At 55.5% G+C, this 25,952-nt stretch carries 21 protein-coding genes and 1 other RNA gene; 10 read left to right on the forward strand and 12 right to left on the reverse strand.

All coding sequences use genetic code 11. The features are described 5' to 3' along the window. The first annotated feature begins 90 nt into the window (after positions 1–90). Positions 91–753, forward strand: a complete 663-nt coding sequence (locus tag IM273_RS06045; RefSeq protein WP_193050180.1) for a winged helix-turn-helix transcriptional regulator — start codon at positions 91–93, stop codon at positions 751–753. 87 nt (positions 754–840) lie between these two features. Further along, positions 841–1,479 carry a winged helix-turn-helix transcriptional regulator gene (locus IM273_RS06050; protein WP_193050182.1) on the forward strand — a complete coding sequence of 213 codons (639 nt, stop codon included), beginning with the start codon at positions 841–843 and terminating at the stop codon, positions 1,477–1,479. A gap of 15 nt (positions 1,480–1,494) precedes the next feature. Here IM273_RS06050 and IM273_RS06055 read toward each other — a convergent pair whose 3' ends face one another. The 6 genes from IM273_RS06055 to IM273_RS06080 are packed head-to-tail and all read right to left on the reverse strand — an operon-like array spanning position 1,495 to position 7,502. Beyond that, positions 1,495–2,136 carry a LuxR C-terminal-related transcriptional regulator gene (locus tag IM273_RS06055; protein WP_193050184.1) on the reverse strand — a complete coding sequence of 214 codons (642 nt, stop codon included), beginning with the start codon at positions 2,134–2,136 and terminating at the stop codon, positions 1,495–1,497. Positions 2,137–2,177: 41 nt separating this feature from the next. Beyond that, complete coding sequence (locus IM273_RS06060; protein WP_193050186.1) at positions 2,178–2,690, reverse strand: fimbrial protein; 513 nt, start codon at positions 2,688–2,690, stop codon at positions 2,178–2,180. Between the two features lie 11 nt (positions 2,691–2,701). Further along, positions 2,702–3,649: a fimbrial protein gene (locus IM273_RS06065; protein WP_193050188.1), complete on the reverse strand. Its 948-nt coding sequence runs from the start codon at positions 3,647–3,649 to the stop codon at positions 2,702–2,704. A gap of 1 nt (position 3,650) precedes the next feature. Further along, positions 3,651–6,194: a fimbria/pilus outer membrane usher protein gene (locus tag IM273_RS06070; protein WP_193050190.1), complete on the reverse strand. Its 2,544-nt coding sequence runs from the start codon at positions 6,192–6,194 to the stop codon at positions 3,651–3,653. Positions 6,195–6,236: 42 nt separating this feature from the next. Further along, positions 6,237–6,914 (reverse strand): molecular chaperone, encoded by a 678-nt coding sequence (locus tag IM273_RS06075; protein WP_063153868.1) that lies wholly within the window; start codon positions 6,912–6,914, stop codon positions 6,237–6,239. 57 nt (positions 6,915–6,971) lie between these two features. After that, positions 6,972–7,502, reverse strand: a complete 531-nt coding sequence (locus IM273_RS06080; RefSeq protein ID WP_028012844.1) for a fimbrial protein — start codon at positions 7,500–7,502, stop codon at positions 6,972–6,974. Positions 7,503–7,925: 423 nt separating this feature from the next. On the opposite strand from IM273_RS06080, the gene IM273_RS06085 reads away from it, so the two are divergent. Both IM273_RS06085 and IM273_RS06090 read left to right on the forward strand, forming a co-directional pair. Next, entirely contained in the window at positions 7,926–8,585 is a 660-nt protein-coding gene (locus tag IM273_RS06085; protein ID WP_045261564.1) for a winged helix-turn-helix transcriptional regulator, read from the forward strand. A 77-nt stretch (positions 8,586–8,662) separates the two neighbouring features. Further along, on the forward strand, positions 8,663–9,292 hold the full coding sequence (locus IM273_RS06090) for a helix-turn-helix domain-containing protein (protein WP_150143549.1): 630 nt from the start codon (positions 8,663–8,665) through the stop codon (positions 9,290–9,292). Between the two features lie 50 nt (positions 9,293–9,342). Here the strand turns inward: IM273_RS06090 and IM273_RS06095 are convergent, their stop codons facing one another. From IM273_RS06095 to IM273_RS06105, 3 genes are all read right to left on the reverse strand, one after another. Continuing rightward, a complete protein-coding gene (locus IM273_RS06095; protein ID WP_003857766.1) occupies positions 9,343–9,537 on the reverse strand; it encodes a YdiH family protein in 195 nt (64 codons plus the stop codon). An 85-nt stretch (positions 9,538–9,622) separates the two neighbouring features. After that, the gene (menI, locus tag IM273_RS06100) at positions 9,623–10,033 is read right to left on the reverse strand and encodes a 1,4-dihydroxy-2-naphthoyl-CoA hydrolase (RefSeq protein WP_028012841.1); all 411 of its coding nucleotides are present in this window, start codon (positions 10,031–10,033) and stop codon (positions 9,623–9,625) included. After that, positions 10,030–13,086, reverse strand: a complete 3,057-nt coding sequence (locus IM273_RS06105) for an FAD-binding and (Fe-S)-binding domain-containing protein (protein ID WP_193050192.1) — start codon at positions 13,084–13,086, stop codon at positions 10,030–10,032. The genes menI and IM273_RS06105 overlap by 4 nt, the downstream gene beginning before the upstream one ends. Before the next feature lie 198 nt (positions 13,087–13,284). On the opposite strand from IM273_RS06105, the gene ydiK reads away from it, so the two are divergent. Together ydiK and rprA are read left to right on the forward strand one after the other, a co-directional pair. Next, positions 13,285–14,400 carry an AI-2E family transporter YdiK gene (ydiK, locus tag IM273_RS06110; RefSeq protein ID WP_028012839.1) on the forward strand — a complete coding sequence of 372 codons (1,116 nt, stop codon included), beginning with the start codon at positions 13,285–13,287 and terminating at the stop codon, positions 14,398–14,400. A gap of 209 nt (positions 14,401–14,609) precedes the next feature. After that, an RNA gene (gene rprA / locus IM273_RS06115) (antisense sRNA RprA) lies at positions 14,610–14,717 on the forward strand. 5 nt (positions 14,718–14,722) lie between these two features. Here the strand turns inward: rprA and IM273_RS06120 are convergent. The 3 genes from IM273_RS06120 to ppsA form a co-directional block, all read right to left on the reverse strand. Next, entirely contained in the window at positions 14,723–17,098 is a 2,376-nt protein-coding gene (locus tag IM273_RS06120; protein ID WP_193050194.1) for a glycoside hydrolase family 3 N-terminal domain-containing protein, read from the reverse strand. A gap of 3 nt (positions 17,099–17,101) precedes the next feature. Beyond that, positions 17,102–18,502, reverse strand: coding sequence for an MFS transporter (locus IM273_RS06125; RefSeq protein WP_193050196.1), 1,401 nt, complete (start codon positions 18,500–18,502; stop codon positions 17,102–17,104). Positions 18,503–18,736: 234 nt separating this feature from the next. Beyond that, positions 18,737–21,115 (reverse strand): phosphoenolpyruvate synthase, encoded by a 2,379-nt coding sequence (gene ppsA, locus IM273_RS06130; protein WP_028012836.1) that lies wholly within the window; start codon positions 21,113–21,115, stop codon positions 18,737–18,739. 335 nt (positions 21,116–21,450) lie between these two features. Here ppsA and IM273_RS06135 point away from each other — a divergent pair, with 335 nt between their 5' ends. The 4 genes from IM273_RS06135 (at position 21,451) to IM273_RS06150 (ending at position 25,924) form a co-directional block, all read left to right on the forward strand. Then, positions 21,451–22,284, forward strand: coding sequence for a pyruvate, water dikinase regulatory protein (locus IM273_RS06135; RefSeq protein WP_028012835.1), 834 nt, complete (start codon positions 21,451–21,453; stop codon positions 22,282–22,284). Between the two features lie 152 nt (positions 22,285–22,436). Continuing rightward, positions 22,437–23,483 carry a 3-deoxy-7-phosphoheptulonate synthase AroH gene (aroH, locus tag IM273_RS06140; protein ID WP_028012834.1) on the forward strand — a complete coding sequence of 349 codons (1,047 nt, stop codon included), beginning with the start codon at positions 22,437–22,439 and terminating at the stop codon, positions 23,481–23,483. A 197-nt stretch (positions 23,484–23,680) separates the two neighbouring features. Then, positions 23,681–23,869: a hemin uptake protein HemP gene (gene hemP / locus IM273_RS06145; RefSeq protein WP_045261817.1), complete on the forward strand. Its 189-nt coding sequence runs from the start codon at positions 23,681–23,683 to the stop codon at positions 23,867–23,869. A 72-nt stretch (positions 23,870–23,941) separates the two neighbouring features. After that, the gene (locus IM273_RS06150; protein ID WP_193050198.1) at positions 23,942–25,924 is read left to right on the forward strand and encodes a TonB-dependent hemoglobin/transferrin/lactoferrin family receptor; all 1,983 of its coding nucleotides are present in this window, start codon (positions 23,942–23,944) and stop codon (positions 25,922–25,924) included. Positions 25,925–25,952: the final 28 nt, after the last annotated feature.

A 25,952-nucleotide genomic window follows, 5' to 3' on the forward strand; every position in this document is an offset into this window, starting at 1 on the left:
ACCAACATATTATTTATTTACACTCCCCTCGGATAGATAATCTCTGACGCATCTTTTTGACTAAAACAAAGAGCGTCTGGAGTGAGTAATATGAACACGAAAATTTCAACGGGAGAATTCACTGAGGTTACACCTGCACATGCATTTAAGCCCGTTGATGATATCAATAAAATTATTGAACAAATCGCTCCCTTTGCCACGCGTTTTAATGCGAATAAAGGCGAAGTCCTGCGCTATCATTCCGGTAAAAAAAGAACCTGTTACATACTTCATCAAGGTGGTGTCACGCTGAACCGACGAGGGGATGGTATGGTGCTTAACTCTGAACAAGCAACTTTCATTATGGGTATCAGTAATCAGTTCTCACAGACCGAAAACCTGTACGTTAGAGTGAATGAAAATGCTGTGATGAGCCGCCTTTCTCTGGAACGTTTCAATCTGCTGATCGAGAGTTTTGGACTGTGGGAGAGTTTGTGCAAGTTAGTGATTTACACCGCTTCTCGCGTTTATGAGCACTGCACATTGATATCACAGATGTCCTCATATGAGATAATCCGGTTCCAGTTGCTTGAACTGATGAACGAATCGGAGCGTATTCGCAGCAATATTACCGCAGCAAATTACATCCAAAGCAGAACGTATCTTTCTCGTAGCGGCATAATGCGGATCCTTGCAGAACTTCGGGATACCGGATGCGTTGAACTTAAACGTGGTATCTTGATTTCTATCAATCATTTACCTTTGAAATACTGAACAAAACGGGCGCTTAGGGAGACTCGGCAGGATCCACGCTATACTGAATCCCATGACTACTTGAAGGTTTGACGGACAGGCGCGCGTATGCTCGATGAGTTCTCCACAAAATGGGTATGTGATCCTTCATCAGCGACAACATTGCTGATCGATTATCTTCAACACGGTTCAGATTTGAAAAAAGTGCTTCCACGCCGTCGATTAAATTTTGTGGTTGGCAATGATCGTCTCTGTTATGTATTGCTCAAAGGATGTGTCATGATACACCGTAGCAACCACGATTTAGCGATGGCTACGGTTCACGGGCCCGCGGTGATCGGCCTCAGCAATTTGCATCAGGCCCAGATGCGCGGCTATATCAAGACATTTAATAACTGTGACATCGTCATCCTTAAAATGGATTTTGTTAATGAGACGGTTAAGCGTCATAACCTTTGGGAGCCTTTGGCATATCATCTGATGAGCCTGGCAGGTAAGCTCTTTCACAGTTATGAAGATTTAACGGGCCCTTCCGCTTATGATATTGTCATCGCCCAACTTTATGCGCTCTCAAAGGAAGAACCCTCGTTCAGGCTCAGTGTTACTGCTGAAAGTTATATCAGAGATAAAACCCACCTGTCCCGGAGTGGCGTGATGCGTATACTCTCGGCATTAAAAGAAGGGGGCTATATCGACATGCAAAGAGGTGTGTTACTTAATATTAATAAGTTGCCTGAAAAATTTTGATTGAGCATTGCCAGGTTATACATAATCGTTTTCCAGGAAGTCGCGAAGCTGGTTGGGTTGGCTCTTTTTCTCCATCAACCTTCTCAGCAATACGATCAGCTCGTAATCGCTGCGCAGATTAAATTTTTGCATCATCATATATTTATGGGTAAAGACCGTTTTCTCGCTCATCTCCAGCGCGTGCGCGATCTGCACAACCGACAGCCCTCTGTAAAAATTCACCATAATGCGAATTTGTTGCCGGGATAAACCTTTATGCTGGCAGTCGAAACAGCTCCTTTTAGTCCACTTGTAACCCGGTAGTTGTGTCCTGAACCACGCGAGAAACAGTTCACCACTGATACGATCAAGCGATGCACGGCGAGAGAGAAAAATAATGTCCTGAAAGCAGGAGGGCGACGCTGAAAATCGCAACTCATCGTCGACGAAGCCTATCACAATCCCTTTTTTCCGGGCCAGTAACTCGGGAAAACAGGTCAGTGTTTCACCCTGACACAATGACAGAACAATAATATCGGCCTGACTGACGTTTTCATGGGTCAGGTCAAGATTAAAGGTGATGGCGCGATTAAAGTTTTGCTTAAAAAAATTCTCTAAAAAGTTCTGTAGCCCAGCCTGAAAAAACAGATCCGTTTCCTGAATCAGGATATTTAACATAGTTCCTACCAACGTCTTTAATAGATACGTATCACTGTCATTTAGTTGTACTGCATGGTCATCACAACAACGGCACTGATGCTTCCGGGCGTAACACCGCCTGAAGCGGATTTGACCCAGGCCTGCATGGGCATCGTGGCAGTGCTGTCTGCCGCAATAGCCTTTGTGATACTGGAGCCCGTTCCTTTGAGCGAGCCGGTCGCGGCGTCACTCATCGCGACGGCAACGCCAGTGGCCGTTCCGCTGTTCATGTAGTAGTCCGCGCCTGCTGCGGGATCCGGGTTACCTGCGAACGTCACCGTGACGCTGCGGGTTCCCAGCGGACAGCTTGTAAAGAGCAGATTGAACGCAACCGGATCGGACGTGGATCCTGGCGTCGCCATATTGGAAGCCTGAATATTGCCGAGGTTAATATCCAGATTCGTATTCCCGCCATTAAATATGCAGGGCGATGCCACGATATTCCCCGTTACGCCGATATTGACCGCATCGGCGGAAAACACCTTCCAGCTCAACAGGGCAAGCAGGAGCGTTTCTTTGTGCGCTATTTTCATCTTCTCACCTGCTACTGGTAGGTTATATTAAGCGTGGCCGAGGCGTTGGCCGTTCCCGACTGAACGGTCCCCAGCGTTTGATAATAACGGGCCGTTAACGGGAGCGTTTCGACTCCACCCGCGGACTGTTTTAATAGCAGGCGACTGTTCATGGCCAGCGGCGTACCGTTATAGATGAGTTGAACGCCCACCCCTTTTGCCGTTCCTGGATTACCCTGCCCCGTCAGGGCCATCACGCTCGTATTGCCGCTATCCGGATTTTGAATGCCGCTCAACGTGACGTTTATATTGGTCCCGGCGCTGCAGTTTAATCCGAGGTTCTGCGTATTTTGCGCGCCTGCCGGCGACGTTCCCACACCGCCAGTAAAGGAAGAGGCGGGTATATTTCCAATGGCGAAGGTTAATTGTGGCGTATTAATCGTACACGCCAGGGCATTGATCGTGCCGCTGGTCAACTGCGTTGTCAGGCCATCGCGATAAATAGCGTCGCTGCCCTGAAGGGTTACCACGCCGATGACGCCGGGCGTGAGCGCCCCGGATGAAACCGGCCCGGTCACCACCAGTTCAATTTTTCCGCCATACCAGTCGACGTAGGAGGTTTGCGCGTTGTATGAGAAGGTATTGCTCGGGTTATCAAAATAGTTGTTCGATGAAAATCGAATCCCAATCCCGCTGACGTTGGTATTGTAAACATGATTCCCAAAGGTGCTGAGCGTGGCGCCGTTATACCGCATGCTAAAACCCAGCATTAATGGATTGCTGCAGCCGGTCAGATAGGACCCCGTATTTGACGCCGCACCGGAGAATATCACCGTTCCCACAGGCGCATCGCGCTGCACGTTGAGGGTGCCCACCGACAGCGAAGACGTTTGCGGCACGATCGTCGTGCACGTCCCGGCCCAGGCACCATTCCAGCCCGCCAATAAACAGAGCAACAGCAAAAATTTCATCGTTTTCATCTTAATGTTCCCGACGACAAAGGGCGTTAACGAGGGTGACGCCACCATAGGTGGCCTGTTTCGGCAGCGTGAAATCCGCGCGACACTGCTGGCCGGACTGATTTCCCCACGCCACGATCAGCGTCCCCTGCTCGCTCATGCCGGTTAAATAGACTTGTCCGCGATCGCCGACGATAAAACTACTGTGACCGTCTCCGGCGAGCGTCACCATCGCCCCAAATGGAACGAATCTACCGTCGTCCATCAGGGTCATCAGCACCTTGCGCCCCAGTTTAGAGAGATAATCTGCCCTGACCACCGCGCCTCGCGTTGGCGTGACCGTGCGCGTATTGATCTCCAGTTCCACGTCGTCAGGCATATTTTCTGGATCGAGCGTGAGGTCGTTTTTGCGGTACACGGAGAGGTTGCTCACCACCGTATAGCCCCGGTAGTCCGTTCGCATACCCGACTGGTTTCGAATATCCACCCCGTGGGCGCCAGGTGCCTTAATCAGGGCATTGGTTTCCCCCAGTGGCTGGGAAAAGGTGATGCCGTCCGCGTGGACCAGGATGCCCCCCTGCAGGCCGTAGTTCAGACGCTCGCTGTTCCTGTCGTAGCCATAGCCCGCCGTCACTTCGCCGTAGGTCCCTTTGTAATCCCCGTTCATGTTGCCGGTATATCCCACGCCGTCCGTGCCGTAGCCCTGCTGCACGTTCCAGTTAAGGGCGTTGTTTTCCAGGGCCACGCCGTTCATGCCCAGGCTGTGCGTAGTGCCGTTATTCTTGCTGGCGTTCATGCCATAGTTCGCCCACGTCTGCGGGAGGAATTTCTCCAGCGGCACGCTGACGTTAAATGCCAGAAGCTGGTCGTGGTCGTACGTTTTACTGCTCCCGGTGCCATACGAGGCTGCGCTGGCGTTTTTGCTGTATGTCCAGGTCACGCCATAGCTGATGTTATGCCAGTAGTTGTTATACCCGACGCTCCAGGACGCCATTGATTTGCCCGAATTCCAGTAGTCTTCCCGCGCGGCGCTGAGGGTCAGGGCCCCCAAATCCCCGCCCAGCGTCTGGCTCATGGTCAATTCGGCGCGGTTACGCCGCCTGTCCTGCAGCGCGGTACTGTCTCCCCAGGAGTCCAGCACTTCCTGCATTCCGTAGTAGCCGCTGGTCGAATAGCGATACCCCGCAATCGAAAAGTTTGTTCCGGTATCAATAAAGTTCTTGCTGTACCGCGCGCGCCAGGACTGGCCGCTGGTTTTGGCCGTGTTATCCGGCGTAGACCAGGCCTGGGTTACGTCGGTGGAGATCGCACCAAAATCCCCCATGTTTTTACCCACCCCAACGGCGAGCGACCGGTACTTGCCCGATCCCTGCACGCCGCCGTACAGCGTCAGGCCCTGCGGGAGACCATAAATACCGGTCAGTTGCCCGAAAGGCGTCTTTTCCACGCTGCTGTTATAGGCGCGATACTGGCCACCCGTGATGGCATACTTCAGACGCCCTTCGCGCTGCAGTACCGGCAGAGAGGCGTAAGGCAAGGTGAAATGCTGTTCGCTTCCATCCGCTTCTTTGATTGTCACATCCAGATCCCCGGCCCCGCCCGTCGGGTACATGTCGGTTATCTCGAACGCCCCCGGGGCGACGTAGCTCTGGTAGATCTGATAGCCATTCTGGCGCACCACAACTTGCGCATTCGTGCGCGCAATACCGCGAACCACGGGCGCGTAGCCTTTCAGGGAATCCGGCAGCATGTCATCGTCGGACGCCAGCTGGCCGCCGCGAAAAGGGATACTGTCAAACACGTCAGCCGGGGAGGAGCTGTCGCCGAGCGTCAGCTGCGATTTCAGGGGAATAACGGCCCGCTGCGCATAGGTGTAAACGGTGTCCCATTTATCCTGACCCGACGCATCCCGGGACCAGGTGGTGTAGTTGCGCAGGCGCCAGGGCCCAATATTGATCCCCGGACGCAGGTTGGCATACTGGCTGTCCGTTCTGTTAGCCCCTCCGGTCTTCGCCCAGGAGTTGGCCCCGCTCAGGCTGTAATTGAGCATGGCGGCATTGATGCCCTCGTCCCACATTTCTGGTGGCACATAGCCACGCGCCGGTATATCAATAGCCGCCTGCGGAATACTGATAACCAGACGCTGCGCGTTGAACAGGAAATCCGTCGAGGCCAGTGGAATGGCCTTAAGATCGGCACAGTCGCTTTTCGCTGAGACCAGCAGTGGAAAGAGCGCTGTCTTAACGCCCCACTGTTTTAATTGTTCAATGCTCAGGCATGGCTGTAATACGTCATTTCCATCAGGCGTTTTTGCTGCGGCAAAGGTAATATCCCGGGTCTCCATGAGCTGATCGTCAAGAATAATATCAACATGGTACGTCCCCGGTGCCTGAGAGCCTGATTCAAATGCGGATAAATCGGCTTTCCCCATCCCTGGGTTGTCCAGCTCGACCAGTTCGGTATTAAACGTTTCGCTGGCATAAAGCGTGGGAGAAGACCCCGTCATTGCCAGGGCGATAAGTGTCGCCAGGCGTCGAGGACGTACTTTATATTGCTGTATTTTCATTGCTGATAACCTGAGTAATGCGGGTATTACCGTTTGTCAAAATCACAAACTGGCTTGATGCAACGCGCCGGGGCTTCCATAATCGTTGATAACTTTAAACGTCAACGTATTTCCGCTGGTTCCATGAGATAACGGGAATCGGGCCGACGCGCCAGGTAATACATACGAAACATCATCCAGTCTTTTTCCGCCCACAGATATTTCATTAAAATTGATGATATAAGGTGTCGGATTCGTAACCTGAATTTCATTCCCGTTGCGTTGCCACGTTAATTTTCCGGCCTGTTCTTCAGGCGTTGACGCGTGAAGATTAGCCGGGCGATAAATCAACTTGATACGCGTTTTCACCGCAATTTGCAGTGCGTTAGCCTGTTTCGTTGCAGAAGGAATGGCTTTTATATTGAGCCAGAATAAACTTTCTTGTTCCTGAGAGAGTGAACCTGTCATAACAATGCGTTCGATATTTTTCTGGCCGCCATCCAGTCGATAAAGCGGAGGCGTAATGATAAAAGGCGCTTTATCTGTTTTTCCCTCCGGCGCATCAATCCACGACTGAATTAAAAAGGGCGCACTATCGGCATTGTCCACGCTAATGGTTGCTTCTTTTTTTGCACCGTCGAAAATAACGCGGGTGCCGCCAATAATGACCCCGGCATTGGCGATCGAAAATGTCAGCGGTAACGCTGCTGCGGCCAGACCGATTGTTGTGATAAAACGCATTGAATACCTCATAAAACAAAGGGGCCGGGTGGCCCCATACTGATTACTGCAAAAGACTTAGTTATAAATCACAGAGAAGTTAGCAACCGAGTTAGCCGGGCCCGCGGTCACTGATGCCGCAGTCGAAATATACTGGGCATAGAAGTTGAGCGTATTATCAGCGGTGCTGCTCAGCGCATAGGTATAGCTGTTGCTACCATGCAGCGGCAGATCGGCCTTATCCGCCGTCATCAGGTTGATGGCCACGCCCGTTGCTGCTCCCACAACGGAGGAATCAATCGCCAGCAGGCTTGCGTTGGTTAAATCTGGCGTGCCGTCAAAACGCACCTTCGCGGAGGTAACGGTCACCGGGCAGTTTTTCAGTACGATATTGAACTGCGTCGCTGCGGTTCGGGAACCCGTTGTCGGGAATTCCGTTTTGTAATAATCGCCGAGGACGACAACCTGATTCTGGGATGCCACATCCACATCGCAGGCATTATCCAAAATATTACCGTTAAAATTAACCGTACCTGCCGCCGCGAAAGCCTGAGTCATTGTCAATGCAGAGCCTGCCGCAAACATGGCAACAATAATTTTCTTTTTCATAAAGCCATTTCCTGTATTACTTTATTTATTACTGATATTCAGGCAAAACAGACGTTCCTCATTCTGCCATTCTTTTTTTAGAGGCCATCAGAAACAAAATATCACTCTCATCGTGTCGAGCGTTTCAGATGGGTGTTTCTGTCGACGAGTCAAAATTTATACAACTCTTTTGTGCGAGACAATCTATTTTCAGGTCTAGCTGTAGACTGGAGCTTAACAAAAAATAAACATTTGGATCGTTCATTTTATCGCCAGTCTACTTTTAGACTTTCGCCCTTTAACGATAAAATTCATAACGTTAAGATACTCAACCCTTCCGGTCTATTATTAGACTTCCGAGTATTATTCCCTGCTTCGCTGCTTTTTAAGATAATTCTCCACGCTGATTGAAAAACGATCGCATCTGTTGAAGTGAGGTATATTATGAACACGCGAATTGCAGCCATATTAGACAATGAGAAATCGTCAGTGCTGGGATTAAAACCCTTAAGGCACATAGAGCGTATAATTGATAATATCCTTCCTGGTGCAGAGAAAATCATTCTTTCGAAAAGTGAAGTCGTACAATATTACCGAAATGACGAACGCCAATGTTTTATGCTGTTACACGGCAGCGTGGCGCTGCACCGCCGCGGCGACGGCATTGTGTTAAATTCAGAATCAGCGCCTTTTATACTGGGTGTCAGCAGTCAGTTTTCATCGGAACATCTTTACGTTAGGGCGCTGGAGACATCCGAATTAGCATGCGTACCGCTGGAAACGTTTAACAACGTGGTTGCACAGCACGATCTCTGGGAACACTTTTCTAAATTGCTGATCTACACGGCATCGCGGGTGTACGAGCACTGCGCGCAAATATCACAGATGTCCGCCTACGATATCATCCGCTTTCAGCTGGTTGAATTAATGCAGGAGCCTGAGGCAATTCGACAAAACATCACCGCAGCGGCTTACATTAAAAGCCGTACCTACCTTTCCCGCAGCGGAATTATGCGGATTCTGGCAGAACTGCGTACGGGGAAATACATCACCATGGACCGTGGCGTGCTGATAGAAGTTAACCATTTACCCCGGAAGTACTGAAAGCACAATAATATCTGGAGATAGCGCGAGAGAAGAGCGAAACTATAAGCATAAGATTATCTTCCAGGTTTACGGCTATGTCCTCTACAGATAAATCGTCTCGCGGCTCCCCTTACGCCCAGGAACTGATCGCGCATCTGGAGCCTTATTGCACCGTGCGTCGAACGGGCCGCGGTGAACGACTTAACCTTGAGGTTAACGGTCAGGGGCTCTGTTATTTAATCCTGGAGGGGACGATTGCCATCTACCGCAGCAGCGATAGCATGATGCTTTCTACCGCCCGCAGCCCTGCCCTGTTTGGTCTTGCTAACCTGACGGACATCTATTTCAATGATTACCTCGTCACGGTAAGCCCTTGCCTGATTGGCAGTATCCCTACTGAACAGGTGGCTGACATTATCAAAGAAAAAGGGCTATGGGGGCTGCTCTCGAAACAACTGATGTTTGTCTATAGCCGGCTTTATAACAACGTGATGCCGCAGGGCGCACCGACGGCGTATGAGATGATTCGCCAGCAGCTCATAAAGCTGATGGAGGAAGATGAAAGTTATCGCAGCAGCGTAACGGCGGAAAGGTATATTCGGGAGAAAACCCAGCTCTCCCGCAGCGGCGTAATGCGCATTCTGGCGGATTTAAAAACCGGCGGATTTATCGAAATGGAAGAAGGCAGGCTTATTAAAATCAACAAGCTCCCCGCTAAATACTGAATGTCAGACACAAAAAAGGCCGCACTCGCGGCCTGTTCAACAACACTCACTCAATGGACGTGAACGCCCAACCGCCAGGCAAAGTAGATCTCTTCTTTCAGTTCATTCGAAGAGAGCGCCAGCAGATCCGTGAACTCCAGCTCAAGCTGTTTCAGCTTTTTCAGGTACTGCGCCGGAGACAGGTTGCTCTTATCGCGACGTAAATATTCAATTGCCAGCTGTGTTGGGGTTATTTCAGTATCCATGATGTCCTCGCTTATGTACAAATCCTGACCAGTATATCACAACATGCTGGCTAGTTTTTGACCAAAGGCAATTCATCTGAAAACTTTACACGACCGCCGTCGTCAGACGCGACGAGCAGCACAGGCGATCCTGCTCGTCGAGAATATCAATCTGCCACACCTGGTGGCGGCTACCAGCGTGCAGCGCGCGGCAGATACCGCGCACGCGCCCACTGCGCACCGAGCGAATGTGGTTGGCATTCACCTCAAGCCCGACCACCTTCTGTTCGCCTTCGGTGCAGAGATATCCCGCGACGGAGCCCAGGGTTTCCGCCAGCACGACGGAAGCACCGCCGTGCAACAGGCCAAACGGCTGATGGGTGCGACTATCGACAGGCATCGTCGCCTCCAGATCGTCTTCCCCAATGCGGGTGAACTGGATATCCAGCAGCCCCACCATATTCCCCTCGCCCATGGCGTTTAGCGCCTGCAGCGTGACGGCACGTTTCCAGATCATCCAATTATCTCCAGTAAAGCCTGTAATGGGTGGCGTACGCCGTTACCCTCAACCCGTTTCACCTGGCTGCGGCAGGAGTAGCCCGTCGCCAGGCAGCGGTTTCTTGGCAATCGCTGCATCGCCTGATGCCACGACAGCTCATAGATGCCGAGCGAGTTGGCGTGGTTTTTCACCTCGTGGCCGTAGGTGCCCGCCATGCCGCAGCAGCCCACGCTAACGTTCTCCAGCTTCGCGCCGAAACGCGCAAAAATAGACGCCCATTGCGCCGGGGCGCCGGGCAGCGCCGTCACTTCCGTACAGTGTCCGAACAGATACCACGGTTCACCGCCCGCCTCCTGAATGGCCTTCTCTTCCAGGGCTGCCGGCAGCCACTCGTGCACCAGCATGACGTGGAAATCGCCGCGCTTATCACCCAGCGTCTGCTTGTATTCATCGCGATAGCAAAGCACCAGCGCCGGATCGACGCCGACCATCGGCATCCCAAGTTCGGCGATCCGGTTGAGAAAATCAGCGGTTTTTTGCGCCGTTTTCGCAAAGCGGTTCAGGAAGCCTTTAATGTGCTGCGCCTTGCCGTTTGGCGAGAACGGCAGCACTACCGGCTGATAGCCCAGTTTTTCAACCAGGCGGATGAAGTCAGCGACCACCTGCGCGTCGTAGTAGCTGGTGAACGGATCCTGGACCACCAGCACCACCTTCGCTTTTTGCTCAGGAGTAAGCGCTTCAAGCTGTTCCAGGGTCATGTTCGCCGAGCGGTGGCCGACGAGCTGGCGCTGCAGCGACGGCACCGACAACAACGGCAGATCGACCATGCCGATATGCTTTTCGGAAAGCTTGCGCACCAGCGGCTGATTGATAAAGAAGTTAAAGGTCTTCGGCGCGCGCGCCATCAGCGGCGCGTAGCTTTCCACCGTCGCCACCAGATGATCGCGCACCGGGCGCAGATAGCGGGTGTGGTAGAGCTGCAGGAAGCGCGAGCGGAATTCCGGCACGTCGATTTTAATCGGGCACTGGGTAGAGCAGGCTTTACAGGCCAGACAGCCGGACATCGCCTCTTTCACCTCATGGGAGAAATCATACTCGCCCTTATTGGCATGCCAGCTGTTGCGGGTGCGCTCAATCAGCGAGCGCAGGCTGGCCCGTTTTTCCGGCAGCTCCTGCTCCAGCTTCAGGGGATCGACGCCGCGGTCCGCCAGCAGACGCAGCCACTCGCGCACCAGCGTCGCACGCCCTTTCGGCGAGTGAATGCGGTTGCTGGTGATTTTCATTGACGGGCACATCGGGCTTTTCACGTCAAAGTTAAAGCACAGGCCGTTGCCGTTACACTCCATCGCGCCGCGCCAGGACGAGCGCACCGCAATCGGGATCTGTCTGTCATACGTACCGCGCTTAACGGCATCCACCCGGAGCATCGGCGCGTCCACCCCTTCAGGCGGGCAGATTTTCCCCGGATTGAGGCGGTTATCCGGGTCGAACGCCGCTTTGACCTTGCGCAGCTCCGCGTAAAGCTGCTCCCCGAAGAACGCCGGGCTGTATTCCGCGCGGAATCCTTTCCCGTGCTCCCCCCACAGCAGACCGCCGTATTTGGCGGTCAAGGCCACGACGTCGTCGGAGATCTGCTTCATCAGGATCTCCTGCTGCGGGTCGCACATGTCCAGCGCCGGACGCACGTGAAGCACCCCGGCATCCACGTGGCCGAACATGCCGTAGCTCAGGCCGTGGCCGTCCAGCAGGGCGCGAAACTCGACGATATAATCCGCCAGATGCTCGGGCGGCACGCAGGTGTCTTCGGCAAACGGAATCGGCTTCGCCGCCCCTTTCGCATTGCCAAGCAGGCCCACGGCTTTTTTACGCATGGCGTAAATACGCTCGATACCGGCCAGATCGTGACAAAGCTGCCAGCCAATCACGCCGCCTTCGCCATGAGCAATCAGCTCATCCAGGCGCTGGCAGAGCGTCGTCACCTGGCTTTCAATCAGCTCCGCGTCATCACCGGCAAATTCCACAATGTTGAGGCCAAGCATCTCTTTGTCCGGCACGTCGGTAATCAGCTCGCGCACGGAGTGCCAGACGATATCTTCCCGCGCCAGATTCAGCACCTTAGAGTCGACGGTTTCCACCGACAGCGCCTGCGCTTCCACCATAAACGGCGCATTGCGCAGCGCGGAGTCGAAGGAGTCATATTTGACGTTCACGAGGCGACGCACCTTCGGCAGGCGGGTGATATCCAGCCGCGCCTCGGTAATAAACGCCAGCGTTCCTTCGGAGCCGGTCAGCACGCGGGTTAAATCAAACTGCGTCAGGTCGTCGTTAAACACGTGGCGCAGGTCGTAGCCCGTTAAGAAGCGGTTCAGTTTGGGGAATTTGTCGAGAATAAGCTGGCGGTTGTCGCGGCAGCGCTCCAGCACGGTGCGGTAGATGCGCCCGCTGGCGGTGTTATCTTTACCCAGCGTTTCCGCCAGTTCGACCGGCATCGGCTGGGTATCAAGGATATCGCCGCCTAACAATATTGCCCGCACGCCCAGCACGTGATCGGAGGTTTTACCGTAGACCAGCGACCCCTGCCCGGAGGCATCGGTGTTGATCATCCCCCCAATGGTTGCTCGGTTGCTGGTGGAGAGTTCAGGGGCAAAAAAGTAGCCGTAAGGCTTGAGGTACTGATTAAGCTGATCTTTGATAACGCCCGCCTCAACCCGCACCCATCCCTCTTCGGGGTTGATCTCAATGATGCGGTTCATATAGCGCGACATATCAATAATGATGCCCTGGTTCAGCGCCTGACCGTTGGTTCCGGTGCCACCGCCGCGCGGCGTGAAGACCAGAGAGGCAAACCGCTCCTGCGTTGCCAGCCGGGCGATAAGCGCCACGTCGGCCGTGGAACGAGGGAAAACGACCGCATCGGGAAGAAGCTGGTAGATACTGTTATCGGTTGCCATCGTCAGCCTGTCGGCATAGTTCGTGGCGGTATCACCTGTAAAACCCTGTTGCTCCAGTGCCTGCAAAAAATTAAGCACCAGCTGAACGACGCCAGGTGCCTGAGAAATCTGTGGGATCATTACTGTCGACCCTAATTAGAGTTGTGGGAATCGTTTGCGTGTATCTTAAAAGTTTTATCACATTTTTTTCTTATAATCTCTGCTGAATTACAGGCAGAATTCGCCTGTCAAAAACCGCTGCGATCGCTAATGATAAGAGAGACGCGGTTTTCCATTCCCGCCAGTGGTACTGGCGTTCTTTTAAGGAAAGTTTCATTTATGGTCAATCTTCGCCAGCCCAGGGATGTTGCGCAAATTCTGCTGTCGGTGCTGTTCCTGGCCCTCATGATTATTGCGTGTCTGTGGATTGTTCAACCCTTTATTCTCGGCTTCGCCTGGGCTGCGACCGTTGTCGTCGCCACGTGGCCTTTGCTGCTGCGCTTGCAGAAACTGCTGTTTGGCCGCCGCGGGCTGGCCGTGCTGGTGATGACGCTGCTGCTGTTCCTGCTGTTTATTATTCCAGTTGCGCTGCTGGTAAACAGCCTTGTCGACTCCAGCGGCCCGGTGATCCGCGCCGTGACAAGCGGCGACCTGACTCTGCCGGACCTCGGCTGGCTGAACAGCATTCCGGTCGTGGGCGCTAAGCTTTACAGCGGCTGGCATAGCCTGCTGGAGATGGGCGGCAGCGCGCTGATGGCGAAAGTGCGTCCGTATATTGGCACCACCACCACCTGGTTTGTCGGTCAGGCCGCACATATCGGCCGCTTTATGATGCACTGTACCCTCATGCTGGTTTTCAGCGCCCTGCTTTACTGGCGCGGTGAGCAGGTGGCTTTAGGCGTTCGTCACTTTGCCACCCGCCTGGCGGGAAAACGCGGTGACGCCGCGGTGCTGCTGGCCGCGCAGGCCGTGCGCGCGGTCGCCCTGGGCGTCGTGGTGACGGCGCTGGTGCAGGCGGTGCTGGGCGGTATCGGCCTGGCGATTTCCGGCGTACCGTACGCCACCGTCTTTACCGTAGTCATGCTGATGACCTGCCTTGCGCAACTGGGGCCGCTGCTGGTGCTGGTTCCGAGCATTATCTGGCTTTACTGGACGGGTGATACCACGTGGGGAACGGTGCTACTGGTCTGGAGCTGCGTGGTTGGCACCATGGATAACGTGATTCGCCCCATCCTCATCCGCATGGGCGCAGACCTGCCGCTGATCCTGATCCTCTCCGGGGTTATCGGCGGGTTGATTGCTTTCGGGATGATCGGTCTGTTCATTGGCCCGGTGCTGCTCGCCGTTACCTGGCGTCTGTTCTCCGCCTGGGTTCATGAAGTGCCGCCGCCTGGAACCGACCCGGACGTGATTCTGAGCGAGCTGGAAGAGCTGGAAGAAAAGAATACCCATTAAGCCTTGTTGCCGGGTGGCGCTTGCGCTTACCCGGCCTACATTATCCCGCACAATACTTTAACACTGCTAAAGTATTTATTCGTTGCACACTGGTCAGACCCGCCATTTCAGCATTAAGTCCGCTATTATTCTCAAGAAATCTTTACGTCTCTTTAACTATTGAGACGAATCCGATCGACGCTGAAAGATGACATGCCTACTATTAGCTCAAGGTTATAAATCAACACCTTGATTTATAAGCATGGAAATCCCCTGAGTGAAACAACGAATTGCTGTGTGTAGTCTTTGCCCATCTCCCACGATGGGCTTTTTTTTATCCTGACTACGCGCGCTTAACCTCACAGGCACTGAGCATCCGCCACTCTGCTGGCAGCACCCGCGTTTCCCCCGTCACATTGACCGTCACCGCCTGGTGGATATCCGCCGACGATGCGCCAATCTGCAGTTCAAACTCGCCCGGCTCAACGACGCGCTTGCCGTCACGGCGGGTGAAGTTGAACATCTCAACCGGCAGCGTGAAGGTTAGCGTGGCGGTTTCGCCCGGCGAGAGCGTGACGCGCTGGAAGGCCTTAAGCTCCTGAAGCGGGCGCACCTGGGTGGCGACCTTGTCCCGCACGTAGACCTGCACCACCTCGCTGCCGCTGCGCTCGCCGGTATTGGTGATATCCACGCTCAGCGTCACCTCCCCGTCGACCGGCACGCTGCTTTCAGCGACGCGGGCAGTGCCCCAGCTAAACTGCGTCCAGCCGAGGCCGAAACCAAACGGGTAACGCGCACCGAAATGGAACGCGAACGGCGTGCCGCCGCTTTTCAGCTTGTGGTTATAGTAGAACGGCATCGCCCCGGCGCTTTTCGGCACGCTGACCACCAGCCGGCCCTGCGGCTCCGCGCGACCAGTTAACACATCGGCAATCGCCCAGCCCCCTTCCTGTCCCGGCGCCCAGGCCATCATCAGCGCGGCAATCTTCTCCTCCAGCCCCTGAAGGTTGTACGGACGCCCGCCGGTCATCACGACGATCACCGGTTTGCCCGTCGCCACCAGCGCCTCCAGCAGCTGTTGCTGCACGCCCGGCAAATTCAGGGAGTCAGTATCGGAGCCTTCCCCTACCGTGCCGCTCTGGAACAGCCCGGCGAGATCGCCCACGCAGGCCACCACCACGTCACTCTCCTGTGCGGCGCTGACCGCCTCGGGGATAAGTGCGGTACTTTGCGACACCGGAGACTGCTGCATTGGCTTGCCGCCGCTGTCGCCCGGGAAGACCGGCGCACCCGCCATCCGTTTTTCGATAATGTGGCACCCTTTCGCGTAGCGCACGTTCGATGCACCCAGGTACTGCTCCAGCGCCGCGCGCGGGGTCGTCACCTGCGAGGTCTCCTCAACCATATCGCTGATGATCAGATGCACCGGGAAACTATACCCGCTGAGTAACGCCAGCGGATCGTCTGCCGTCGGCCCCACCACCGCCACGCGGGGTTTACCGTTCAGCGGCAGAATGCCGTTGTTTTCCAGCAGCGTGACCGATTTTGTCGCCACCTCCCGCGCCACCTGGCGGGTCATCTCATTTTGCAGATCGATGCCGTTTTCATCGGCATACGGGTTCTCAAACAGGCCGAGACGGAATTTTTCGGTCAGCGTACGCGCCACGATCTCATCGACTTTCGCCATAGAGATCAGCCCGCGCTCTACCGCTTCCGCCAGATGGCGTGCGCAGTCATCTTTCGGCAGCTCAACGTCCAGCCCGGCGTTAAACGCCAGCGCGGCGGACTCCGCTGCGTCGTGGGAAATCCCGTGGTGCTGGTGCAGCAGGCTGACGCCGCCGTAGTCCGCCACAATAATGCCGTCGAAGCCCCACTGTTCGCGCAGAACGGTGGTCAACAGGAAGCTGTCGCTGTGCCCCGGCTGGTTATCGATGTCGTGGTAGGCGGGCATGACCGAACCGGCATTTGCCAGCTTGACCGCCATTTCAAACGGCAGCAGGAAGGTGTCGTTCAGCTCGCTAAAGCCAAGATGCACCGGGGCGTGGTTGCGCGCCCCTTCGCTGAACGAGTGGCCCACGTAATGCTTGAGCGTCGCCAGCAGATCGCGCTTGTCGCCCTGTAACCCTTTCACCCAGGCGGTTGCCATCACGCCTACCAGCCAGGGATCTTCCCCGAAGGTCTCTTCGGTTCGCCCCCAGCGGACGTCGCGGGAAACGTCCAGCACCGGGGCCAGCCCCTGCTGGCAACCGACGGAACGCGCCTCTTTACCGATCTGCTCTGCCGCGCGCTGCACCAGCTCCGGGTCCCAGGTCGAGCCGTAGTTGAGCGAGGACGGGAACAGGGTGGCGTCTTTGCACAGCAGCCCCACCAGGCACTCCTCGTGGAACAACGCCGGAATGCCAAGCCGCGTCTCTTCCATCATCATGCGCTGCAGGCGGTTAGCCGCGCGCACCCCGGTTTTCGCGTCAACGATGTGGGTGCCAAGCGGACGGGTGATCTGCCCGACGCCCAGTTTTAGCCGTTCGCTCAGCGCCGCCTGCTCGCTGACGCCAGCAAATTCGTCGCTCAAATCGCTGCGCTCCCGGTGGTTGCCGTTTTCATCAAGGATCAGCCAGTAGGCGTGCATCTGGGCGAACTTCTCCTCGGGGCTCATGCGCGCCAGTAAATCAGCGACACGCTCGTGCACGGGACATCCCGCGTCCTTATAGATAGCAGTCATATTTTACTCCTGTAGTGCGGAAGGGGTTGCCGGGCTGAGCTGCCCCGCGTCGGGTCTTACCTCACGCTTGCTGGCCAGCTCCCGGGCGATGGAATCCACCAGCCGGCTGTTGAGCTTGTAGATGGAAAGCAGCGCCACCATGCAGAGGAACAGCGCGCACGGAATAAGGGTGAACAGGGCGTTGATGGTGGAGAGCACGTGCGGCGCCTGGGCTGCCTGGCCCGGGGCGTAATCCACCATGCCGAGCACCCAGCCGACCACTGCCCCACCCAGCGCAAGGCCAAACTTGATGGCGAACAGTGCGGTAGAGAAGACCAGCCCGTCCAGACGGCGGCCGCTGCGATGCTCTTCGTAGTCGACTACATCAGAGAACATGGTCCACTGGAGCGGCGTGGTGAGGTTTTGAATAAAGCTAAAGACGATGTTAAGGCCAAAGATTAGCCACACCTGCGAAGGCGGCAGGAAGAAAATCAGCGCGCCGAAAATGACGAAGGACATTATCGTCCACTGATAGGCGCGTACGCGGTCAAATTTCCCCAGCAGGCGTTCAGATAATAACGCGCCGCTTAGCGAGGCCACCATGCCAGAAACAATAAAGGCAAAAACCAGCTCCGGGCGCAACAGTACATAGTTGACGTAATACATGGTGGCAGAGCCGCGCGTCACCACCGCCGTTAACAGCAAAATATTAAACACAAACACAATGCGCCACTGGCTGTTACCGGCCAGCAGTTTTAAATCGGTGAGCATGGAGCCGGAGGTATCATTGCGCGGGGAATAACGCTCGCGGGTCATCAGGAAACAGCAAAAGAACAGCACAATTCCCAGCAGCCCCATCAGGCTCATGGCATAGAAATAGCCTTTCTGCAGGTTGCCCTGGCCCAACAATGAGACCAGCGGCAGAGCGATAACCGTTACGATCAACCCGCCAATAAATGACAGGCCAAAACGCCAGGACTGCAGGGAGTGACGCTCGCGCGGATCCAGCGTCAGCGCGCCCGGCATGGCGCAGTAAGGCACGTTAATGGCGGAGTAAATCAGACTTAAAATCGCGTAGGTCACGCAGGCATAAATAATTTTTGCCGTCGGCCCGACGTCCGGTACGTAGAAGGTAATAAGGCAGCTTACGCCAAAGGGAATAGCAAACCACAGCAGCCAGGGACGGAAACGGCCGTGACGCGTCTGCGTGCGGTCAACCAGCGCGCCAATACACGGGTCGACAAACGCATCGACCACGCGTACCACTAAAAACATCGTGCCCATGATCGCGGCAGGCAAACCAAAAACGTCGGTATAGAAATAAGCAAGAAATAATGTGGCCGTTTGCCAGACCAGCGCGCTGGCCATATCACCTAAGCCATAACCTATTTTATCTTTGGTACGCAATACAGAGGAAAGTGTCATTGTTATTTGCCTTTTTATCAGGTTAAAACGTATTTCAACCAGTTGCGCATCATCTGAAGGGAAATGCGCAGTAAGGCTCAAGTATTAGCAACGCGTTGCGCACTAACAATTGTCTTAATTAACAGACAAATTATGATATTTGGTTTTTTAGATTATTTGTGATGGGGAGCAAATTAGAGGTGAAATAAAAAAGGCGAGGAATAAAATCCTCGCCTTTTTGCGATCGTGTTGCCGTTACTTGTTCAGTTCCGCCAGGCTCAGCCAGGTTTGCACTACCGTGTCCGGGTTCAGGGAGAGGCTGTCAATCCCCTCTTCCATCAGCCAGGCGGCAAAGTCTTCATGGTCGGATGGTCCCTGACCGCAAATCCCGACGTATTTACCCTGCTTCTTCGCCGCGCGGATGGACATGGAAAGCAGCGCTTTCACCGCCTCGTTACGCTCGTCGAACAGCTCGGAAACCACGCCGGAGTCGCGGTCCAGGCCCAGCGTCAGCTGAGTCATGTCGTTCGAGCCGATAGAGAAGCCGTCGAAGTGCTCCAGGAATTGCTCGGCCAGCAGGGCGTTGGACGGGATCTCACACATCATGATGATCTTCAGCCCGTTTTCGCCGCGCTTCAGGCCCTGACGCGCCAGCTCGTCCACCACCGCTTTCGCCTGATCCACGGTACGCACGAACGGGATCATGATTTCGACGTTGGTCAGCCCCATGTCGTTGCGCACGCGTTTCACCGCCTCGCACTCCAGCGCGAAGCAGTCGCGGAAGCTGTCGGACACGTAGCGTCCGGCCCCGCGGAAGCCCAGCATCGGGTTCTCTTCTTCCGGCTCGTAGCGTTCGCCGCCCACAAGGTTAGCGTATTCGTTAGACTTAAAGTCAGACAGACGCACGATCACGCGTTTCGGGTAGAACGCTGCACCCAGCGTGGCGATCCCTTCGGTCAGACGGCCGACGTAAAACTCTTTCGGCGAGTCGTAACCTTTCATCATCTCGCGGATTTCGTTCTGCAGCTTCGCGTCCTGGTCGTCAAACTCCAGCAGCGCGCGCGGGTGAACGCCGATCATGCGGTTAATGATGAATTCCAGACGCGCCAGACCAACGCCTTCGTTCGGCAGACAGGCGAAGTCAAACGCGCGGTCCGGGTTACCCACGTTCATCATGATCTTCAGCGGCAGATCCGGCATGGTATCCACGCTGGAGCTCTTCACGCTGAAGTCAAGGATATCGGCGTAGACGTAGCCGGTGTCGCCTTCGGCACAGGAGACGGTCACGTTCTGCCCGTCCTTCATGCGCTCGGTGGCGTCACCGCAGCCGACAACCGCCGGGATCCCCAGCTCGCGGGCAATGATCGCCGCGTGGCAGGTACGGCCGCCGCGGTTGGTGACGATGGCCGACGCTTTCTTCATGATCGGTTCCCAGTCCGGGTCGGTCATGTCGGTCACCAGCACATCGCCTGGCTCAATACGGTTCATCTCGCTGATGTCGTGGATCACTTTGACCGGACCGGCACCGATGCGGTGACCGATGGCGCGGCCTTCCGCCACGATTTTACCCTGCGCGTGCAGCGTATAACGCTCCATCACCTGGCCGCGAGAGCGAACGGTTTCCGGGCGCGCCTGAACGATAAACAGCTTGCCGGTGTTCCCGTCTTTCGCCCATTCGATATCCATCGGACGGCCATAGTGTTTCTCAATCTGCACCGCCTGCTTCGCCAGCTCCTGCACTTCGGCGTCGGTCAGGGAGAAGCGGTCGCGCTGCTCCTGCGGCACATCTTCAATCTTAACCTGCTTGCCATGCTCCTGGGTTGGGGCATAAATCATGCGGATTTTTTTCGAGCCCATGGTGCGGCGCACCACCGCCGGACGGCCCGCGGCAAGCGTAGGCTTGTGTACGTAGAATTCGTCAGGGTTCACCGCGCCCTGCACGACCATCTCACCCAGGCCCCACGCGGAGGTGATGAACACCACCTGGTCGAAGCCGGATTCGGTATCAATGGAGAACATCACGCCGGAGGAACCCACGTCCGAGCGCACCATGCGCTGCACGCCCGCGGAGAGCGCCACGCCGCGATGGTCATAGCCCTGGTGCACGCGATAGGAGATGGCGCGGTCGTTGAACAGGGAAGCAAATACGTGCTTCACCGCCACCAGCACCGCATCGTAGCCCTGAACGTTCAGGAAGGTTTCCTGCTGTCCGGCAAACGACGCGTCCGGCATGTCTTCTGCGGTCGCGGAAGAACGTACGGCAAAGGAGGCCTGCGCGTCGTCAGCGGAGAGCTGGTTGTACGCGTCATGGATAGCTTTTTCCAGTTCCGGCTGGAAAGGTGTGTCGATGATCCACTGGCGGATCTGCGCCCCGGCTTTAGCAAGCTCGGTGACGTCATCAATATCCGTTTTATCCAGCAGGTCGTAAATGCGCTGGTTTACACCGCTCTGGTCTAAAAACAGGTTAAACGCGTCGGCGGTCGTGGCAAACCCGTTTGGTACGGAGACACCCATACCGGACAGATTTGTAATCATTTCACCCAGGGAGGCATTTTTGCCCCCAACTCTGTCTACATCATTCATGCCGAGTTGGTTATACCAAAGCACCAGCGGTGACGAGCCATTGTTGGACATCGAAACAATCCTTTTGTGATATTTGATCGGAGTAAGTAACACCTGACTACGTATTTATACTGGCATAATTATTTGCGCTAAAAAAACGGTGAATCGTGTAAGCAATTTAAATTTTCAACTTTTCGGATAGTTTCCCACCAGCCAATAAGCTGATGATTCCTCTATATTCAGCCAGAAACCACAAAAATAAAGTCGCTATTTGAAAAATGAAATCCGCTTTTCAGGAAAATCAAAAACATCATTTCATTTTAAATTCAGATAACTTCTTTGCTGTGCAATTAACTTTTTTAATTTATGCTTTCAGACAATTAGGTCCGATATTCAGGGTGGGTAAAATGGATAATGCTGTCGATCGTCACGTTTTTTATATTTCTGATGGTACGGCGATCACCGCCGAGGTGCTGGGCCACGCGGTGATGTCGCAATTCCCCGTTTCGATTAACAGCATCACGCTGCCGTTTGTGGAAAATGAGAGCCGTGCCAAAGCGGTGAAGGACCAGATTGACGCCATCTTCCAGCAGACCGGCGTGCGCCCGCTGGTGTTCTACTCCATCGTTATTCCTGAGATTCGCCACATCATTTTGCAAAGTGAAGGCTTTTGCCAGGATATCGTGCAGGCGCTGGTGGCCCCGCTCCAGAGCGAACTAAAGCTTGACCCGACGCCTATCGCGCACCGCACCCACGGGCTGAACCCCGGCAACCTGACCAAATATGACGCGCGTATTGCCGCCATCGACTACACCCTGGCGCACGACGATGGGATCTCGCTGCGCAACCTCGACCAGGCGCAGGTGATTTTGCTCGGCGTGTCGCGCTGCGGCAAAACGCCGACCAGCCTCTATCTGGCGATGCAGTTCGGCATCCGCGCCGCAAACTACCCCTTTATTGCCGACGATATGGATAACCTGGTGCTGCCCGCTGCGCTCAAGCCGCTGCAGCACAAGCTGTTTGGCCTGACGATTAACCCGGAACGTCTCGCGGCGATCCGCGAAGAGCGCCGCGAGAACAGCCGCTACGCCTCGATGCGCCAGTGCCGCATGGAGGTTTCCGAAGTGGAAGCGCTGTACCGCAAAAACCAGATCCCGTGGCTGAACAGCACGAACTATTCGGTGGAAGAAATTGCCACCAAAATTCTCGACATCATGGGGCTTAACCGCCGTATGTACTAACAAGCTAGTACATTAGCTCAGATTCATGTATCATCCTTTTCAACAGCGGGGCGGTGTCGCCCCGAACTTGAAATCAGCAGGGATTGGTTTAATGTGATGCCCATCACTTCCCGGTAGTCTGCCGATGAAGCAAAAATTTTCTGAGACAAGTCATGAATAAAACCGATGAACTCCGCACGGCGCGCATAGACAGTCTGGTCACCCCGGCTGAACTGGCCGAGCGGCACCCCGTTTCCGCCGCGGTCGCGGAACATGTGACGGCCTCCCGCCGCCGCATTGAAAAAATCCTCAATGGTGAAGACAAGCGTCTTCTGGTGGTGATTGGGCCCTGCTCCATCCACGATCTGGATGCAGCGATGGATTATGCAAAACGGCTTCAGGGGCTGCGGGAAAAATACCAGCATCGCCTTGAGATTGTGATGCGCACCTACTTTGAAAAACCGCGTACCGTGGTGGGCTGGAAAGGGCTGATTTCCGACCCTGACCTTAACGGCAGCTATCGCGTAAACCACGGCATCGAGCTGGCGCGCAAGCTGCTGTTGCAGGTCAACGAGCTGGGCGTGCCGACGGCCACCGAGTTTCTCGACATGGTGACCGGGCAGTTTATCGCCGATCTGATCAGCTGGGGCGCGATTGGCGCGCGCACTACCGAAAGCCAAATCCACCGCGAGATGGCCTCAGCCCTCTCCTGTCCGGTCGGCTTCAAAAACGGGACCGACGGCAACACCCGGATTGCGGTCGATGCGATCCGCGCCTCGCGTGCCAGCCATATGTTCCTGTCGCCGGACAAGAACGGCCATATGACCATCTACCAGACCAGCGGTAACCCGTATGGGCATATCATTATGCGCGGCGGGAAGAAGCCTAATTACCATGCACAAGACATCGCTGCCGCCTGTGAAACGCTGGCCGAATTCGACCTGCCGGAACATCTGGTGGTGGATTTCAGCCACGGCAACTGCCAGAAGCAGCATCGCCGCCAGCTGGACGTCTGCGATGAGGTCTGTCAGCAGATCCGCAGCGGCTCGACCGCCGTTGCCGGGATCATGGCCGAAAGCTTTATCAAAGAAGGCACGCAGAAAATCGTTGCCGGCCAGCAGATGGTATACGGCCAGTCGATCACCGACCCATGCCTGAGCTGGGAAGACAGCGAGCTGCTGCTGGAGAAGCTGGCAGCTGCGGTTGATTCTCGCTTCTGATGTTATTGTCGGGTGGCGCTGCGCTTACCCGACCTACGATCCGTGCCGTTGTAGGCCCGGTAAGGCGAAGCCGCTACCGGGCGTTTCATTGCACAAATTTGATCCCGTCACACAATTTTCACAAAAACGCTTGCCGTGAATTTGCAGTTTATTGATAATGATTATCATTGTTACATTGATTGTTATTTATAAACATGATGTCACCTACGGATAACAGCGCGGCAACGCCAGCGAACAAGCACACAGCACCGTCCCCTGCCCCTACCGATCGTCGCATCGACAGCAAAACGCTGCTGGGTGATGAGGGGCGGGTGATTATCGAGCATGACGGCCAGCAGTATCTGCTGCGCCAGACGAATGCCGGAAAACTGATCCTCACAAAATAAACCAATACTTTCGCCAGCCACCCAGGTGATCCCCAGGCAGCCAGCGCTTTCGATACTTTATGGAGAGTTGCTATGCTACACCTGCATACCGCACGTTTACGCCCGTCCCTTCTGGCGCTGGCGATTGTTAGCACCCTGCCGGGCGCCGCGTTTGCTGCCGCAGATGAAATAACCGTCACCGCCACAGGCAATGCCCGTAGCGCCTTCGAAGCCCCGATGATGGTGAGCGTGGTTGACGCCACCGCCCCGGAAAAACAGACCGCCAGCTCTGCCGCCGACCTGCTGCGCAACGTGCCCGGTCTGACGCTGGACGGCACCGGCCGCACCAACGGTCAGGACGTTAACCTGCGCGGCTACGACCGCCGCGGCGTTCTGGTGCTGGTCGACGGCGTACGCCAGGGTACCGACACCGGGCACCTCAACAGCACGTTCCTCGATCCGGCGCTGATTAAACGTATTGAAGTGGTGCGCGGTCCGTCTGCGCTGCTCTACGGCAGCGGCGCGCTGGGTGGCGTCATCTCCTATGACACCGTCGACGCCAAAGATCTGCTGGAACCGGGCAAAAACAGCGGTTATCGCGTGTTTGGTACCGGCGCAACGGGGGACCACAGCCTCGGCCTGGGGGCCAGCGCCTATGGTCGTACCGATACCCTGGACGGCCTGGTATCGTGGTCCAGCCGCGACCGCGGCGATATCCGCCAGAGCGACGGTGCGACGGCGCCGAACGACGAATCCATCAATAACATGCTGGCGAAAGGCAGCTGGAAAATCGACCAGGCCCAGACGCTGAGCGGCGCCCTGCGCTACTACAACAACGCCGCGCAGGAGCCGAAAAACCCGCAAACCTCTGATGCCAATAGCAGCAACCCGATGACCGACCGCTCCACCATCCAGCGCGATGCGCAGGTTGGCTACCACATTGCGCCGGAAGGATACGACTGGCTGAACGCCGATGCGAAGGTTTACTGGTCCGAAGCGCGCATTAATGCCCAGAACATCGACAACACCGGCGAGTTCCGCAAGCAAACCACCAAAGGCGGCAAGGTGGAAAACCGTACCCGCCTGTTCAGCGACTCTTTTGCCTCTCACCTGCTGACCTACGGCGGAGAATTTTATCGTCAGGAGCAGCGTCCGGGCGGTGCCACGACCGGCTTCCCGGAGGCGAAAATCGACTTCAGCTCCGGCTGGCTTCAGGATGAAATCACCCTGCGCGATCTGCCGATCACCTTGCTGGGCGGCACGCGGTATGACAACTACCGCGGCAGCAGCAATGGCTACGATGACGTCAACGCCGATAAATGGTCCTCCCGCGCCGGGTTAACCGTCAGCCCGACCGACTGGCTGATGCTGTTCGGATCTTACGCGCAAGCGTTCCGCGCGCCGACCATGGGCGAAATGTACAACGACGCCAAACACTTCTCCATTGGCCGCTTCTACACCAACTACTGGGTGCCGAACCCGAACCTGCGCCCGGAAACCAACGAAACGCAGGAGTTTGGTTTTGGCCTGCGCTTTGACGATCTGATGCTTGCCAACGATGCGCTGGAGTTTAAAGCCAGCTATTTCGATACCAAAGCCAAAGACTATATCTCCACCACCGTCGATTTTGCCGCCGCGACCACCATGTCGTACAACGTACCCGACGCCAAAATCTGGGGCTGGGACATGATGGCAAAATACTCGGCCGATCTGTTTAGCCTCGACGTGGCCTATAACCGCACGCGCGGGAAAGACACCGATACGGGCGAGTACATCTCCAGCATTAACCCGGACACCGTCACCAGCAAGCTGGACGTTCCGGTGGCGCAAAGCGGTTTCTCCGTGGGCTGGATCGGCACCTTTGCCGATCGCTCAACCCACGTCAGCAGCAGCTACAGCAAGCAGCCGGGCTATGCGGTTAACGATTTCTACGTCAGCTATAAGGGCCAGGAGCAGCTCAAGGGCGTCACCACCACGCTGGTGCTCGGCAACGCCTTCGATAAGGAGTACTGGTCTCCGCAGGGTATTCCGCAGGACGGTCGTAACGGCAAGATTTTCGTAAGCTATCAGTGGTAATTCCCTTCGGGGCCACTCTTCAGAAGGA

The sequence above is a fragment of the Enterobacter cloacae complex sp. P13B genome, from assembly GCF_014895915.1.
In the GTDB taxonomy this organism is placed as follows: domain Bacteria; phylum Pseudomonadota; class Gammaproteobacteria; order Enterobacterales; family Enterobacteriaceae; genus Enterobacter; species Enterobacter bugandensis.